Raw genomic sequence first — 16,141 nt, forward strand, 5'->3', positions numbered from 1 at the left:
TGGGTTCAGGGCCACAGTTGCCAGGCCGGCTCGCGGTAGCTGGCAAGCCAGCCGCCTATGTGTTCGAGCACGGCGCGGCGCTGCGCGCGCAGGTAGGAATGGCCACCGGCGAAACGCCGCACGTCCAGCCCGCAACGGCTGGCGGCGGCCCAGGCCAGGGCCTCGTCGTCGTTCACTTCCCCGTCGTCCTCGCCCAGCAACAGCGAGACCGGGCAGTCCAGTGGCTCGACACGCTCGCGCCGGTAGCGCTCGATCAGCCGGTAGTCGGCCCGCAGCGCCGGCAGGAACAGCTCGCGCACGGCCGGATCGTCCAGCGCCGAGGGCGCGCCATCGGACTGTCGGCACACGTCCGCCAGCAACGCCGCGTCCGTCTGCAGGTGCAGGCTGCCGCCGCGCTGGCGATGGGGCGGCGGGTGGGCGGAGACGAACAGGTGCAGGGGCGCCCGGCCGCGCGCCTGCAGGGCCAGGGCGACCTCGTACGCCAGGGCCGCGCCCATGCTGTGGCCGAACAGGGCCAGCGGGCGCTCGTCGAGGCCGGCGCAGGCATCGGCTATGCATGCGGCCATGGCCTCCAGGCTGGTTGCCATCGCCTCGCCGTGGCGTTCCTCGCGCCCCGGGTACCGGGCGGCCAGCAGCTCCACATCCGGCTCCAGGTGCCTGCGCCAATCGCGGAAGAAGCTCGCGCCGCCGCCGGCATGGGGCAGGCACAGCAGGCGGAAGCCGGGGTTCGGCAGCCCGGGGAAACGGCGCAGCCAGGGACTTTCCGTTACCTGTCTCATAGCGCGCCCTCCTCCACCGGGCAGGCCCCCGCGGCGGCCTCGCCCTGGCCCAGCCGCAGTTCGGGCAGCCAGGCCCGCAGCCGTTCCAGGCACTCGCCCGGCGGCAGCACCTCGGCGGCGAAGTGCAGCCCCGTCGGCAAGCGCTCCAGGCACTCCACGGCAAAGGCCGCCGTCGCGGCCGTCAGGCGCGAGCCGTCACCACCGCGCAACCAGGCGCTGCGCTGCACGTCACCCTCGCCACTGCGCCCTCGCAGCTCCACGGCCAGCACCTGGTAGGGCGTGCGTCCGGCGGCATCCAGGCGGCTGGCGGCGACCAGCCCGGCGATCGCTCCGGCCCTGTCCTCCCCCGGCCCGCCGCGGCCCTGGATACGCCGCAGGCAGGCCAGCAGCTGGCCGTCCTCGAACAGGTTGAAGGCGCAGCCGCTGGCCACGCCCAGCGCGGCGAACAGCCGCCGGCCCTCCGCGCCCAGGTAGGGCATGGCCAGCAACTCCCGGTTGCCGAGCCAGGGTCGCCGCAGCGCCTCGGCGGGCGCGCCGTTCCAGGCGATCGCGCGGCCATCGCGCCAGGCCTGCCGGGCCCGGCCGAAGCCATGGGCGGGGTCGAGGCTGAGCAGGAAGTCTTCGGCAGCGCTGGCGGAAAACACCCCCAGGCCACCGGCATAGCAGCGCATCTCGTCGATCCGCTGCAGGCCGGCGGCCAGGTAGCGCGGCAGCAACCCGGACAGCCCCGGCAGCATGCCGGCCGAGAGCAGCGCCCGGCGGCCTTCGGGAACCCGGCCAGCGAGGCGCTGCCAGAGCGGGTCGTCACCCCCGACGTCCAGGTAGTCGGCGCCTGCCGCCAGGGCCACCTGCGCCACCCGGTCGAGCACCCGGTAACTCGGGCCCGCGCAGTTGAGCACCAGGCGGCAGCCGTCGACGAAGCCACGCAGCGCGCCCTCGTCGTTCAGGTTCAGGGCATGCGCCTGCACATCGCCCTGTTCGGCGGCCAGGCGCTGCAACACCCGCAGGTCGCGCCCGCCGATGCGCAACGGGTGCCGCGACCGCAGCAGGCGGACGACTTCACGGCCGACGCTGCCGCTGGCGCCCAGCAGGCCTATGGGGTCGCCATTCATGCCAGTGCCTCCTGCCGTTGGCCGCAGGCCCGCGCCACCGCCTGGACGTGGGGCGCCTGCATGCAGCTGAAGTGGTCGCCGGGCACGTCGACCACCTGCAGGCGGCCCAGGCACAGCCCGCGCCAGTAGGCGCTCATGTCGCGGTGCATGCCCGGCAGCACCTGCACTTCGCCGGTCTGGCGGACGAACAGCATGTCGCCGTCGTAGGGCGTGGCCTGGTGCAGCGCCACCGCCGCCAGGCTGTGGCGCAACACGCGCAGTTGCTCGCCGAGCCAGTCCAGGTCGCTGAATTGCGAGCCGGCATGGCGCATGGCCTGGGCGATGGCCTGCAGGCGCTGCCCGGGCGAGCGCGCGGCCAGCCGGCGCATAGCCGCCAGGGCGTCGCGGGTCTGCGGGCGCTCCTCCAGTTCCTGCCATACGCCCCGCGTCACCCGCCCCGGGGTGCGCTGCAGGGCCTCGGCGATGGCCTGCTCCAGGCCGACCTCGTCCATCGGGTAGCCCAGCTCGCGGGGGTCGGCCTGCATGACCCGGGCGAACACGTATTCGGCCAACAGGTCGTCTTCGATCAGGAAAGGCACGCGGTAACTGCTGATCACCGTCAGCGCCTCGACCGCCACGCCCCGCGCCTTCAGGCAGGCCGCCAGCTCGCTGGCCAGCAGGCCGCCCAGGCAATAGCCGACAATGCTCAGGCTACGGTATCCGGCGGCTTCCAGGGTGGCGGCGTAGCTTTCGGCCAGGCGGCGGATGGCCTGCTCCGGCGCCAGCGCCAGGTAGGCGGCCACGTCGGCCAGCACCAGGCCGTCGGCGCCGCCTTCCAGGGCAGCGAACAGCGCACGGTAGGGCGCCAGGGTGCCGCTGCCATCGTGGACGAAGATGCGCTTGTGGCCTTCCCCCTGTTCGCGGATCGACACCAGGGGCGAACCCGGCCGCGCCGCATCGCTGGCGCGGACGAAGTCGGCCAGCGCCGCCACCGTCGGCTGGTTGATCAATTGGCGCAGCAACTGGTCCCACTGCACGCTGCGCAGCTGCGGCAGGCGCTCGCGCAGGCGGCCGACCACCTGGGCCACCAGCAGCGAGTCGCCGCCCAGTTCGAAGAAGCCCTGCTCGCGCCCCACCGCCGGCACCCGCAGGGTTTCCCGCCAGACCTCGGCGATGGCCCGCTCCAGTTCGTCCCGCGGCGGCTCGCCGGTGGCGGTCGAGCGTTCGGCGCCCTGGGCGCGCAGCGTGGCCAGGGCCTGCCGGTCGACCTTGCCGTTGGCGGTCAGGGGCAGCTCGTCGAGCACCAGCATTTCCGCCGGCAGCATGTACTCCGGCAGGCGCCTCGCCAGGTGGGTGCGCAGGGCGGCTGGCTCCAGGCTCTGGCGGTCGGCCTTGAAGCGGGCGATGAACAGGTGCTGGCCGATGCAGGACATGGCCTCCCCGGCCTCCGGCAGGCATAGCGGCGCTTCGGCCCCGGCCTCGGCCAGCAGGGCCTGCCATTGCTCGCGGCGCAGGAAGGTGGTGTCCAGCTCGCGGCGCAGGTCCTCGAATTCGGTGAGGCCTTCCTTGAACTCCATGGACGCCATGATCTGGTAGGTGTCGCGGGTGGCCTCGATGAACACCAGCCAGCCACCGGGCGCCAGCATCCGCCGCAGGCGCGCCAGCACCCGGCCGGCATCGCGGGCGTTGTGCAGCACGTTGGCGCAGAGGATCACGTCCAGCGAGTTGTCGGCGACGCCCTGGCGCCAGGGCTCCTGGTTGAGGTCGAACAGGCCGTAGCGCACCCAGGGGTAGTCGGCGAAGCGTTCGCGGGCCTCGTTGAGGAAATACTGCGAGAGGTCGGTGAACTGGTAGTCCACCGGCAGCCCCGCCAGCGCCGGGATCAGGTCGCAGCTGGTGCCGCCGACGCCGGCGCCTATCTCCAGAAGGCGCAGCGGCCGTTCGGCGTCGAAGTCGGCGGCGATGCGGCGCAGCGCGGCGCACACCGCTCGGTTCAGGTACTGGCTGATGAGATTGCGCCGGTAGGCGCCGTCGGCCACCTCGGTGCGCCCTTCGGGGAACAGCAGGTGCAGCGGGTCGAGACGGTCGCTCATCAGCTCGGGCAAGCGCTCCTGGCTCTCGCGCAGGTAGCGCAGCACCTCGGCGCCCCAGCCCACCCGGGGCTCCAGTTCGCCGATGCGCGCCCAGGCCTGGCGCAACCCGGCGTCCGGCGCCTGCAGCCCGTGGTAGCCGCCACGCGCCTCGTCGAAGGCCAGCAACCCCTCCTCCACCAGGGCTCGCAACCAACGCCGGATCAGCCGCTGGTTGCGCGGCGCCACTTCACAGGCCCGGTAGATGTCGTCCAGCGAATGCCCCCGTACGCTCTCGTCGAACAGCCCCGGCCGTTTCAGCGCGGCGGCCATGGCCAGCAGCGCGGCGCGTTCGACCTGCTCCGACATCTCGCGGATCTCGCACGGGTCCAGGCCGCCGCTGACGCCCTGCCCCGCCGCCCGCGCCTGCTCGGCCAGGCCCTCGGGCCAGGGCGCGGGCGCCGCGGGCTCCGCACGGAGGAAGGCCACCAGGCGCCGCTCCAGGGCATCCTCGCCCTGGGCCACGACCACCGCGGATTGCACGCCCGGGTGCTCGAGCAGTGCGCTCTCCACCTCGGCCAGTTCGATGCGGTGGCCGCGCACCTTCACCTGGAAGTCCTCGCGACCGAGGAACTCGATGCTGCCGTCCGCCAGGTAGCGCCCCAGGTCGCCGGTGCGGTATAGCCGCTCGCCGCTGACGGGGTGGCGGATGAAGCGCTCCGCGGTCTTCTGCGCATCGCCCAGGTAGCCCAGGGCCAGGCCGTCGCCGGCGATGTAGAGTTCGCCGGCCACGCCGTCCGGGCGGTCGCGCAGGCGCTCGTCGAGCACATGGAAGCGCTGGTTGGCCAGCGGCCGGCCGTAGGGAACGCTGCGCCAGTGCGGCGGCACCTCGTCCAGTGGCTGGATGATCGACCAGATCGCCGCCTCGGTGGCGCCGCCCAGGCCCACCAGGCGCAGGCGCGGCAGCGACGCGGCGCTCTCCGCCGCCAGGTTGAGCGGAATCCAGTCGCCGGAGAGCAGCGCCAGGCGCAAGCGCTGCGGGGCCGCCCCGGGTTCCGAGCGCAGGTAGTGCAGGAGCATCTGCAGTTGCGCCGGCACCGAGTTCCACAGGGTCACGCCCTGCTCGCGGGCGCAGGCCGCCCAGTGGGAGGGGTCGTTGCGCCGCCGGGCATCCGGCAGCACCAGCGTGGCGCCGGCGGCCAGCGCGCCGAAGATGTCGTAGACCGACAGGTCGAAGCCCAGGCTGGCCAGGCCGAGGATGCGGTCGTCGGCATCGACCTGGAAGCGCTCGTTGATGTCCGCCAGGGTGTTCAGCGCCGCCCGGTGGCTGATCATCACCCCCTTGGGCGTGCCGGTGGAGCCGGAGGTGTAGATCACGTACGCCAGTTCGTCCGGCCCCGCCGCAGCGGCCGGCAATGGCGCACCGGCATACGGCTGCAGGCGGTCCACGGCGAGCGTCTGGACGATCCGCGCCGGCCAGGCCAGGTGCCCTTCCAGCGCCGAGTGGGTGGCCACCCGCCACACCCCGGCGTTCTCCAGGATCAGCTCGCGGCGCGCTTCGGGCTGGCTGGTGTCCAGCGGCAGGTAGGCGGCGCCGGCGCGCAGGATGCCGAGCACGGCGACCACCTGCTCGATGCCCTTGTCCATGCACACCGCGACCCGCTCGCCGGGCTGGCAGCCGGCGTCGAGCAAGGCGGCGGCCACCGCCTCGGCGCGCGCGACCAGCTCGGCGAAGTCCAGCCGCCGATCGCCCTGCACCAGCGCCGGGTGTCGGGGCGCCAGGCGCGCCCGGGCGAACACCGGCTCGTGCAACAGGCCCTCGGGCAGCGGCGCATCGGTCTGGTTGGCCAGCTCGCGGGCCAGGCGCTGGGTGGCGGGCAGCTCCAGGCAGTCGTCCAGCGCCCAGGCCGAGGGTTCGCGCGCCAGGCGCAGCAACAGGGCGCAGAAGGCATCGAACATGGCGCGCAGCACGGGTTCGGCAAAGGCGCCTTCGCGGTAGTCCCAGTTCACCCAGAGGCCGCCGTCGCGCTCGGAGACCTGGCAGTCGATCAGCACCTGGGGCGTCTGGCTGATGCCATGGACCAGCTCGGCGCCGGGCATGAAGGGGCCTCGGCCGGCCTCGCCGCCGGCGCCCAGGGTGCTGGTGAAGGCGTAGGGCAGCAGCGCGGCATCGCGGCCCCGGCGACGCGCCAGTTCGCGCAGTACCTCGATGCCGGAGAACAGCCGGTGGTCCATGTCCTCCCACAGGCGCGCCTGCAGTTGCGCGGCGCGCTCGGCGAAGCTGCCGCCCTGGCGGGTGTCCACCTGCAGCACCTCCACCGAGCTGAAGTCCCCCACCAGGCGTTCCACCTGCGGGTGCAGCGCCAGGCGGTTGAGCAGCGTCAGGCTCAGGCAGAAGTCGCCGCGCCGGCTCCAGCGCCCCAGGGTTTCCGCATAGGCGGCGAGCACCGCGGCGGAGACGCCGATGCCGGCGCCGGCGGCGTTGAGGCCGAGGGCCCGGTAATCGCGCTCGTCCACCTGCAAAGCCAGGCGGCGGAAGCGCGCCCCCGGCTGCGCGTCGGCCAGTGGCAGCTCGGGCGCGCCGGGCAGGCCGTCGATGCGGGCCAGCCAGTAGCCGCGGTCGCGACCGTAGCGCGGCCCCTCGCGCAGCCGACGCTCGGCCAGCACGTAGTCGCGGAAGCTGATCCGCGGCGGCTCCGCCAGGGGCTGGCCGTGGTACAGCCGGTGCAGCTCGCCGAGCAGCATGCGCACGCTCTGGTAGTCGCACACCAGCAGGTCCACCGACAGGTGCAGGCGGTCGCCGTCGGCGCCGCGGCTGACGCACAGTTCCACCAGCGGCCAGCACTCGGGGCCGGCGCGGCGCAGCTCCATGCGCTCGCGCAGCTCGGCCAACCGCTGGCCCTCGGCATCCCGCAGGTGCTCCTGCAGCCGGTAGTACGGCACCTCGGCCAGGATGCGCTGGTGGCCCTCGGTGCTGACCACCGCGCGGAGCATGGGATGGCGCTCGATCAGCTGGTTCCAGGCCCGCTCCAGGCGCGCCACCTCCAGGCCGGGGAAGGAGAACTCCAGGTAGCCGTGGCAGGCGACCCCGCCATGGGCGAAGGCGGTGCTGCGGCCGAGCAGATAGGCGGCCTGCACGTCGGTCAGCGGGAAGGGCTCCCCCTGCTCCGCCGGGTCGCCCTGCAGGGCCTGCTCGCGCTCCGTCGCCAACTTGCCCAGCAGTTCGTCGCGGGCCTCGCGCAGGCGTTGCAGCAGAGCCTCGTCCAGGGCCCCGGCCGGCGCCCGGTAGCGCAGCAGGCCGTTCTCTTCCCACAGCTCGACGCCCAGCTCGTCCAGTTCATTGCGCAGTTCATGGATGTTCATAGTGCCCCCTCCTGCAACGGGTTGGCGGACGCCTGCCGCTGCGCCTGCCGGGCCGCCACCAGGGCGGCCTGGGTGGCGACGCTGGCGGCGCCGAAGAAGTCCTTGAGCGTCAGTTCCACGCCGAATCCGCTGGCCAGGCGCTCGATCAGCCGGGTGGCCAGCAGGCTGTTGCCGCCGAGGGCGAAGAAGCCCTGGTGGCGGCCGACCCACGGCACCTCCAGGAGCGCGCGCCAGTGGCGGGCGACCTCGGCCTCCAGTTCGCCGAGCGGCTCCTCTTCCGCCGCCGGGGCGCTGCCCTGCAACTGCTCCTGCAGCAGCCAGGCCAGGGCCTTGCGGTCCACCTTGCCGTTGCCGCTCAGGGGCAGCCGCGGCAGCGCGAGGATGCGCTCGGGCAGCATGTGCGCAGGCAACCAGTCGCCGGCCCAGTCACGCAGCTGCGCTTGCTGCGGCGTCTCGCGGCCGCCAGCGGGCACCACCGCTGCGACCAGGCTGGCCCGTGCGCCGGGCAACACCAGGGCCACGGCACGCGCCAGCGCCGGATGGCGCTCGAGGGCGGCCTCGACCTCGGCGAGTTCGACGCGGTGGCCGCGCAGCTTCACCTGCTGGTCGACGCGGCCGAGGAACTCCAGGGTGCCGTCGGGCCAGTAGCGGCCCAGGTCGCCGGTGCGGTACCAGCGTTCACCGTCGTGCTCGACGAAGCGCTGGAGGGTCAGCGCCGGTTGCCCGCGATAGCCCAGGGCGACGCCGGCGCCGCCGATCCACAGCTCGCCGGCGACCCAGTCCGGGCAATCCCGGCCGAGGCCGTCGACCACCCGGTAGCGCTGGTTGTCCAGTGGCCGCCCATAAGGGATCGAACGCCACTGCGGCTGCACCTCCCCGACTTCCTGGAAATTCGACCAGACCGCCGCCTCGGTAGCCCCGCCCAGGGCCACGAAGCGGCAGCCGGGGGCGACCTGGCGCAGGCGCGGCGGCAGGTCCAGGCCGATCCAGTCGCCGGAGACCAGGGCCAGGCGCAGGCCGCCCAGCCCGAGGCCGCCACGGTTGCGCAGCAGCAGCATGTCGAGCAATGCCGGCACCGAGTTCCACAGGGTGACGCCGTGCCGGCGCAGCAGTTGCAGCCAGTGCGTGGGCTCCTTGCGCAGGGCCTCGTCCGGAAGCACCAGGGTGCCGCCGACGCCGAGCACGGCGAAGAGGTCGAACACCGAGAGGTCGAAGTCCAGGGCCGAGACGCCGAGCAGGCGGTCGCCGGCCGTCAGCCGGTAGCGCCGGCGCAGGGCATCCAGGGTGTTCAGCGCGGCGCCGTGGGCGACCTCGACGCCCTTGGGCTCGCCGCTGCTGCCGGAAGTGAAGATCACGTAGGCGGTGGCCGACGGCTCCAGCGGCAAGGGCTTGGCCAGGGGTTCGAAGACCTGGCTGTCGGCCAGCTCGCGCACCACCGTGGCGGCCGGCCAGGTGCCCTGCCCGGCCCGCTCGGCGTCGGTCAGCACCAGGCGCGCCCCGGCCTGGCGCAGGATGGCCGCGCGCCGCGCCGGCGGCTGCTCGATCCCCACCGGGACGTAGCACGCACCGGCGGCAAGCACGCCCAGCACGGCGATCACCTGGCCCGCCCCCTTGGGCAGCGTGATGGCCACGCCGTCGCCGGCCGCCACGCCCCATTCGCGCAGCGCTGCGGCCAGGCGCAGGGCAGCTTCGGCCAGTTCGGCGTAGCTGTACTGGCGTTCCTGCTCGTCGTGGGCCACCAGGGCCAAGTCATGGGGGTTGTTCCGCGCCTGGGCGAAGAAGCCCTGGTGCAGCACGCCGGGCTCCAGGTCCGCGCGGGTGTCGTTGACCTGGTAGCGCACCTGCGCTTGCGCCGCAGGCAGTTCCAGCGATACGGGTTGGCCCCAGTCCTGCTCGGGCAAGCCCTCTATCAGGCGCTCATAGGCGGCGAACATGGCTTCCAGCAGGCCGTCGGGAAACAGCCCGTCGACCGCGTCCCAGTTCAGCAGCAGGCCCTCCTCCAGCGGGTAGGTCTGGTGGTCGAGCCAGACCTGGGGCGTCTGCGACAGCGCCCAGCCGGGACGGCCGAGGGTTTCGCGGCAACGCGCGTCCACCAGCGGCTCGCCGAGGTTGCAGGCGAACACCACGGGGGCGCCCAGGCCTTCGCCGTCCTGGCGCTGGGCCAGCTCGCGCAGCACCTCCATGCCCGACCAGGCCGCGTGGCCCAGGTCCCGGTGCAGTTGCGCCTGTAGGGCGGCGGCCTGCTCGGCGAAGCTGCCCGCGCGGGAAAGGTCCACCTCCAGCAGCACCAGGTTGGAGAAGTCCGCGACCATGTGCGCCACGCCGCTGTCCAGCGGCTGGCGATCGAACAACGGCAGGTTGAGGACGAAGCGCTGGCTGGCGCTCCAGCGCGCCAGGACCTGGGCGTAGGCGCAGGCCAGCACGCTGGCGAGTGTCAGGCCATGTGCCCGGGCGCGGGCTTCCAGGCGCGCCAGGCGCGGCCTCTCGAGCAGCAGCTGGAGGCGGCGGAAACGCGGCCGGCCGAGACGCTCCGGGGCCTCGGCCAGGGGGAGCTGCGGCGGGCCGGGCAGGCTGTCCAGGCGGGTGCGCCAGTAGTCGCGGGCGCTCGCCAGTTGCGGCAGGCGCAATTCGCGCTGGGCGGCCAGGTAGGTCGGGAAATCCATGCCCAACGCCGGCAGCGTTCCGCCCTCGCCACGATAGAAGGCTGCCAGGTCGCGCAGCAGGATGGCGAAGCTGAGCACGTCGGCTACCAGCAGGTCCAGGTTCAGATGCAGCCGGCTGCGGCCATCGGGCAGCAGGCTCAGTTGCAGGTCGAAGACCTGCCCGGCGGCGACGTCCAGGCAGCGCTGCGACAGTGCCTCGCGCAGTTGCGCCAGGCGCGCCTCGCGTTCGGCCCCGGCAAGGCGGCGCAGGTCGTGCACGCGCAGGCCGGCCCAGGCCGGCTCGCTGCGGATGCGCTGGCGGCCGTCGGCCAGGAACTGCGCGCGCAGCATGGCGTGCCGCTGGCAGAGCGCGCGCACGGCGCTTTCCAGGCGCGGCGGGTCGAGTTCGCCGCCGTCCAGTTCCTGGTACAGCTGACAGGCCACCCCGCCGAGGCTGCGCTGCTCGTCGCGGCCCAGCCAGTAGGCCTGCTGCAGGGGCGTCAGTTCGAAGCCATCGCCGACCGCGGGCGTGGCCGGCTCCGCCGCGGCCACCACGCCGGCGCGCTCGGCGAACAGGCGCAGCCAGGCCTGCAGGGTCGGTCGCTCCATCAGCTCGGCGAAGCCGACCCGCACGCCATGGCGGGCCAGTAGCGTGGGCAGGCGCATGAGGTTGATGGAATCCAGGCCCTGGTCGATCAGCGACAGTTGCGCGTCGATGGCCGCGGCGTCGCAGCCCAGGGCCGGCGCGAGCCAGTCGCGCAGGCTGTGTGGATCGGTGCCGGCGAGGTCGTCGCCGGGGTGCGCCCGGGGTGAATGAGCGCATGCCAGTGCTGGGTTATCGTTCATGCTGGGCAGTCCTTGCGGAAGCGGGGTGGATGGGGCCACGCAGACGCCAGCGGTTGACCGCCTCGCGCTCGTGGAACAGTTCCCGGTAGCGGCCCGGCTGGGCCAGAAGCTGACGGTGGGTGCCGCGCTGCACCAGGCGGCCCTGGTCGAGCACGAGGATCTGTGCGGCCTGTTCGGCCAGGCTCGGCCGGTGGGTGGCCAGCAGCAGCGTGTGGCGGCCGGCGAGGCCGAGCAGCAGGCGGTTGATGCGCGCCTCGCTGGCCGGGTCCAGGGCTGCGGTGGGTTCGTCCAGCAGCAGCACGGGGGCGCCCTTGAGCAGCAGGCGGGCCAGGGCCAGGCGTTGCCGTTCGCCACCGGACAGGCCGTTCCCGGCCTCGCCCAGGGGGCTGCGCCAGCCTTCGGCCAGGCGCCTGGCGAGGCTTTCCAGGCCGCAGGCGCGGGCCATCGACAGCAGCGTCGCGTCGCTGGCCGCGGGGTCGCCCAGGCGCAGGTTGTCCAGCAGGCTGCCGGGCAACGGGGCGCAGTCCTGGGGCAGCAACGCCAGGCTGCGGTCGCGCTCGGCGGCAGCGATCTCGCGCAGGTCGACGCCCCCCAGCAGCACCTGGCCTTCGTCCGGGTCGGCACAGCGCGCCAGCAGACGCAGCAGGCTCGACTTGCCGGCCCCCGAGGCGCCCACCAGCAGGTTGAGCGAGCCGGGCGCCAGGTCGAACTCGATGCCGCAGAGCACCCGGCGACCCTGGCGCACCAGGCCCAGGCCGCGCGCCTGCAGGCGGTGGTCGGCCGGAAGCCGCGGCCGGGCGGGCTCGGGCAGCGGCGCCACCTGCAGTACCTGGCGTAGCTGGCGCAGGCCATGGCGGGTCTGGCGCAAGGTGGCGCCCAGGTTGACCAGGGTGCCCATGGGTTCCACCAGGCAGGTCGCCAGCAGCCCCAGGGCGAGGAACTCCGTGGCCGCCAGGTGCCCGCCGAGCACCGCATGCAGCCCGCCCAGCAGCAACAGCGTGTACAGCGCCTGCAGCGCGCCGGCCAGGCCCAGCGCCGCCGGGAAGGTGCGCCAGTGGGCTCGGCGCTGGGCGCGGCGCTGTTCGTCGAGGGCCCTTTCGAGCAGTTCGAAGCCGGCCTCGGTACGCCCGCTGACCCGCAGCAGCGCCTGCTGGCGGACGAACTCCAGGACCCGCGCCGCGGCCTCGGTGCTCGCCCGCTCGCTGCCCTCCTCGGCCTCGCCGCCCCAGCGCACGCCCCAGCGGTAGAACAGCCACAGCGGCAGTGCCGCCGCCAGCCCCGCCAGGGCCAGTTGCGGCATCTGCAAAGCCAGCACGGCCAGCAGCGCGAGCGGTGTCAGCAGCGCATTGAGCAGCGGCTGCAACAGGTGCGCCGGCACGCTCATCACCTGCAGCACGTTGTAGGTCACCAGGCGGTTGAGCTCGGCGCCGCGGCGCTCGACGAACCACTCCAGGGGTATCCGCGCCAGGTGCTGGCCAAGACGCCGGTTCAGCCCGCGGGCGGCTTGCGCGCCAGCGCGATAGCCAAGCAGCTGGGCATGGCGGCGCAGCCACAGGCAAGCCATGGCCAGCACGGCGAAGGCCAGCGGCCAGTGCCATGCCGGTGCGCCGCCGAACAGTTCGGCGAAGGCCAGCGGCAGCAGGCCCAGGGCAACCCCCTGGGCGCTGGCCGCGGCGGCCATGGCCAGCACCGCCAGGCGCAGGCGGCGGGCCTGGGCCGGCTCCAGGCAACGCAGCAGTTCGACGATCATGCGCCGCCCCCCTGCTCCGCCGCCCACAGCCGGGCGTAGGCGCCGCCCTGCTGCAACAGCGCTTCGTGGCGCCCCACTTCCAGCACCCGGCCGCCGTCGAGCACGACGATCCGATCGGCATCGCGCAGGCTGGCCAGTCGGTGCGCGATCACCAGTACCGTACGCCCGGCGGCGAGCACCGACAGGGCCTGCTGGATCGCCGCCTCGGATTGCGGGTCGGCCGCCGCGGTGGCCTCGTCCAGTACCAGGACGGGGGCATCGGCCAGCAGCGCGCGGGCGATGGCCAGGCGCTGCCGCTCGCCGCCGGACAGCGCCTGGGTGCCGTCCAGCACGGTGGCGTAGCCCTGGGGCAACTGCTCGATACGCGTGTCGATCTGCGCGGCCCGCGCCGCGGCCCTGACTTCGTCGAGCGTGGCCTCGGGCCTCGCCAGGCGCAGGTTGTCCAGCACGCTGGCGCGCAGCAGGCGGACCTCCTGGAAGACGAAGGCGACCTGCCGGTACAGGGTGGCGTTGTCCATCTCGCGCAGGTCCACGCCGCCGATGCGGATGGCGCCGCTGCTGACGTCGGCGAAGCGCGGCAACAGGCTCGCCAGGGTCGACTTACCGGCGCCGGATTCGCCCACCAGGGCGGTCAGGGTGCCCGGCGCCAGCACCAGGTCGATGCCGTCCAGGGCCAGGCCACCATCGGCGTGCCTGAGGCTCACCGCTTCGAAGCGCACTTCGGCACCCTGCGGCTGGCGCGGCGACGCCGGCTGCGGCAGCGGCGCGGTGGCCAGCAGCTCGCCGATGCGCCGCGCGGCCTCGCGGCCCTGGACGATGGCGTCGCCGCCGTGCCCCAGCGCCGCTACGGGCGCAGCCAGGGCCGGGCCGAGCAAGGCGAAGGGCAGCAGTTGCACCGGCTGCAGCTCACCTGCGAGCACCAGGCCGCTGCCGGCCAGCAGCACCAGGGCGATCATCAGCAGCGGCGAGAGCAGCACCTCGACGCTAGCGCCCAGCCCGGCCCAGCGCCCGACCCAGGCGGCGAAGAAGCGGGCGAAGTCCTCCACAGCGACGAAGAAGGCGCCCTGCACCTGCCCGGAACGGCCGAAGGACTTGACCATTACGATGCCCTGGACGAACCCCAGGGTCGCCTGGGACAGGCCGCCGATGGCGGCCCCCAGGGCCTGGCGGTCGGCGCGGTAGACAGCCGAGCGCAGCGCGGCGAGGCGCCACAGCGCCAGCAGCGGCGGCAGCAACACCACCAGGGTCATGCGCCAGTCCTTCAGCACCAGGTAGGCCAGGCAGGCAGCCGGCGCCACCAGCGCCGCGGCGAGGTTGTTGGGCAGGTGCGCCACCAGGTGATGCAGGGCGCCGACGTCGTCCACCAGCACCCGGTTCAGCCGCGCCAGGTTGCGCCCGGCATACCAGCCCAGGGGCAGGCGCCCGAGGTGGACGGCCAGGCGGCGGCGCAGGTGCAGCTGCAGGTCGCTGTCGGCCAGGTGGGTCATGTGCAGTGCGCAACTCAGGCCCAGCAGGCGCAGCAGCAGCGCGGCGGCGCCGGCCAGGGCCAGGAGCGGCGCCCGGGCGTCGTCGAGGCTGCCGGCCAGCAGCGCCGGCGCCAGTTCGGCCAGGGCGACGAAAGGCAGGATGCCGGCCAGAGCCGACAACGCCTGCAACGTCACCGCCAGCAGCAGGCGGCCGCGCACCGGGCGCAGCAGTACCGCCAGAGGGAAGCCCGCCTCAGCCACGCGCGCACGCCTCCCGCGGGGTGAAGTACTGTTGCTGGAGGGCCTCGCGCAGGTGCCGCCGGCTGACCTTGCCGACACCGGTCTGCGGGAAGGCCTCGATGAACTCGAAGCGGTCCGGCAGCTTGAACGCCGCCAGCCCGCAGCCGCGCAGGTAGGCCTTGAGTTCACCGGCGGCCGCCGCCGAACGGCGGATCACGAAGGCGCAGCTGCGTTCGCCGAGGAAACCGTCGGGCATCGCCACCAGCGCCGCGTCCAGCACCGCGGGGTGCGCCAGCAGCAGGTTCTCCACCTCCTCCGCGGCGATCTTCTCGCCGCCGCGGTTGATCAGGTCCTTGTCGCGCCCTTCCACCACCAGGTAGCCGTCGGCAGTCAGCGCCACCCGGTCGCCGGAGCGGTAGAAGCCGTCGGCCGTGAAGCACTCGGCGTCCTGCCCGGGGTTCCGGTAGTAGCCGCGGATGGTGTAGGGCCCGCGGGTCAGCAGCAGGCCCACCTGCCCGGGCGGCAGGTCGTTGCCCTGCTCGTCCACCACCCGCACTTCGTCCGCCGGCGACAACGGCCGGCCCTGGGTGCGCAGCAGGTGCTCGGCGTCGTCGTCCGGGCGGGTGTAGCAGATCAGCCCCTCGGCCATGCCGAACACCTGCTGCAAGCGGCAGCCCAGTGTCGGCTCGACGCGCCGCGCCGCCGCCTCGCTCAGCCGCGCACCGCCCACCTGCAGCAGCAGGCCGGGCAGGCCGCGCCCGCGGACCTCGGCCGCCTCCATCCAGACCAGGGCCAGCGGCGGCACCAGGGCGGTATGGGTCACGCCCTCGGCCTCGACCAGCGGGAAGCAGCATTCCGGCGTCGGCTGCGCCGCGGTCACCACCCGCCCGCCGCTGTACAGGGTGCCCATGAAACCCGGGCAGCACATGGGGAAGTTGTGCGCCATGGGCAGCGCCGCCAGGTAGGTGCTGTCCGGCCCCAGGCCGCACAGCTCGGCGCTGGCACGCAGGTTGTAGAGGTACTCCCGGTGCCGCCGCGGAATCAGCTTGGGCACCCCGGTGGAGCCGCCGGAGAGCTGGAAGCAGGCCACCGCGTCCGGCGTCGGCCCGGGCAACGCCAGGGGCTCGGCCTGGTAGAGGTCGGCCAGGGCGACGAACTCCTGCGCCTCACCGGCCACCAGCACGTGGCGCAGTTGCTTCTGCTCCGCCTGGAGCCGCCGCGCCAGGGCGCGGAAGTCGAAGTCGCCGGCACGATCGGTGCAGATATAGGCGCGGGCCTCGGCGAAGCGGCAGAAGCTGGAAAGCTCCAACTCGCGGTGCGCCGGCAGAGCGAAGATCGGCCGCGCGCCAAGGCGGTACAGGGCGAAGCAGGCCTCGACGAAGGCGATGCCGTTGGGCAATTGCAGCAGCACGTTGTCGCCAGCGCGCAGGCCCAGGCCGTGCAGGCCGGCGGCCAGGCGCTCGACCCGCGCGTCCAGCTCGCGGTAGCTCAGGCGCCGCTCCCCTTCCACCAGTGCCTCGCGCTCGGCGAAGCGCCGGGCGGCTTGGTGCAGCAGGCCGGAGAAGGTTTCCTCGCGCCAGTAGCCGGCGTCCTGGTAGCGCCGGGCGAATGCCTCGGGCCAGTCGGGGCAATCGGTGCGGTCGTCGCCAATGGTCATCTTGCTTCCTCGCTTTTTGCGGGCATGAGCGGGCCTGGGGCCTTGCCGGGAAGGCCGTGCAGGACGTCGGTGGGGTCTGGACGGCGGCAAGGCTGCCGCCTCTGAAGTGCCCGGGCGTGGGCGGTACGCAGTGGAGTTCCCTCTCCCTGTTGTTGCGAGTCATTATCAATATCCCGCTAATCCGACAGCGGCAAGGACGGTCGCCTTCGATCCCGCGCCTTTTTCTTTGGATCGTGGA

The 16,141-nt window shown here is 73.5% G+C and carries 7 protein-coding genes; all 7 read right to left on the reverse strand.

Translation table 11 applies throughout. The features are described 5' to 3' along the window. Positions 1–5: 5 nt before the first annotated feature. From VV867_RS15530 to VV867_RS15560, 7 genes are read right to left on the reverse strand one after another with little or no spacing between them, the layout of a single operon-like run. The gene (locus tag VV867_RS15530) at positions 6–779 is read right to left on the reverse strand and encodes a thioesterase II family protein (RefSeq protein WP_328566904.1); all 774 of its coding nucleotides are present in this window, start codon (positions 777–779) and stop codon (positions 6–8) included. Next, a complete protein-coding gene (locus tag VV867_RS15535) occupies positions 776–1,891 on the reverse strand; it encodes a saccharopine dehydrogenase NADP-binding domain-containing protein (RefSeq protein ID WP_328566905.1) in 1,116 nt (371 codons plus the stop codon). Before VV867_RS15535 ends, VV867_RS15530 begins: the two co-directional genes overlap by 4 nt. Beyond that, positions 1,888–7,302 (reverse strand): non-ribosomal peptide synthetase, encoded by a 5,415-nt coding sequence (locus VV867_RS15540; RefSeq protein WP_328566906.1) that lies wholly within the window; start codon positions 7,300–7,302, stop codon positions 1,888–1,890. Before VV867_RS15540 ends, VV867_RS15535 begins: the two co-directional genes overlap by 4 nt. Next, a complete protein-coding gene (locus tag VV867_RS15545; RefSeq protein WP_328566907.1) occupies positions 7,299–10,790 on the reverse strand; it encodes an amino acid adenylation domain-containing protein in 3,492 nt (1,163 codons plus the stop codon). The genes VV867_RS15540 and VV867_RS15545 overlap by 4 nt, the downstream gene beginning before the upstream one ends. Continuing rightward, positions 10,780–12,540: an ATP-binding cassette domain-containing protein gene (locus VV867_RS15550; RefSeq protein ID WP_275630294.1), complete on the reverse strand. Its 1,761-nt coding sequence runs from the start codon at positions 12,538–12,540 to the stop codon at positions 10,780–10,782. Before VV867_RS15550 ends, VV867_RS15545 begins: the two co-directional genes overlap by 11 nt. Continuing rightward, entirely contained in the window at positions 12,537–14,267 is a 1,731-nt protein-coding gene (locus VV867_RS15555; protein WP_328566908.1) for an ABC transporter ATP-binding protein, read from the reverse strand. Before VV867_RS15555 ends, VV867_RS15550 begins: the two co-directional genes overlap by 4 nt. Next, positions 14,260–15,903 carry a (2,3-dihydroxybenzoyl)adenylate synthase gene (locus VV867_RS15560; RefSeq protein WP_328566909.1) on the reverse strand — a complete coding sequence of 548 codons (1,644 nt, stop codon included), beginning with the start codon at positions 15,901–15,903 and terminating at the stop codon, positions 14,260–14,262. The genes VV867_RS15555 and VV867_RS15560 overlap by 8 nt, the downstream gene beginning before the upstream one ends. Positions 15,904–16,141 lie beyond the last annotated feature (238 nt).

Source organism: Pseudomonas sp. JH-2 (assembly GCF_036231725.1).
In the GTDB taxonomy this organism is placed as follows: domain Bacteria; phylum Pseudomonadota; class Gammaproteobacteria; order Pseudomonadales; family Pseudomonadaceae; genus Pseudomonas; species Pseudomonas delhiensis.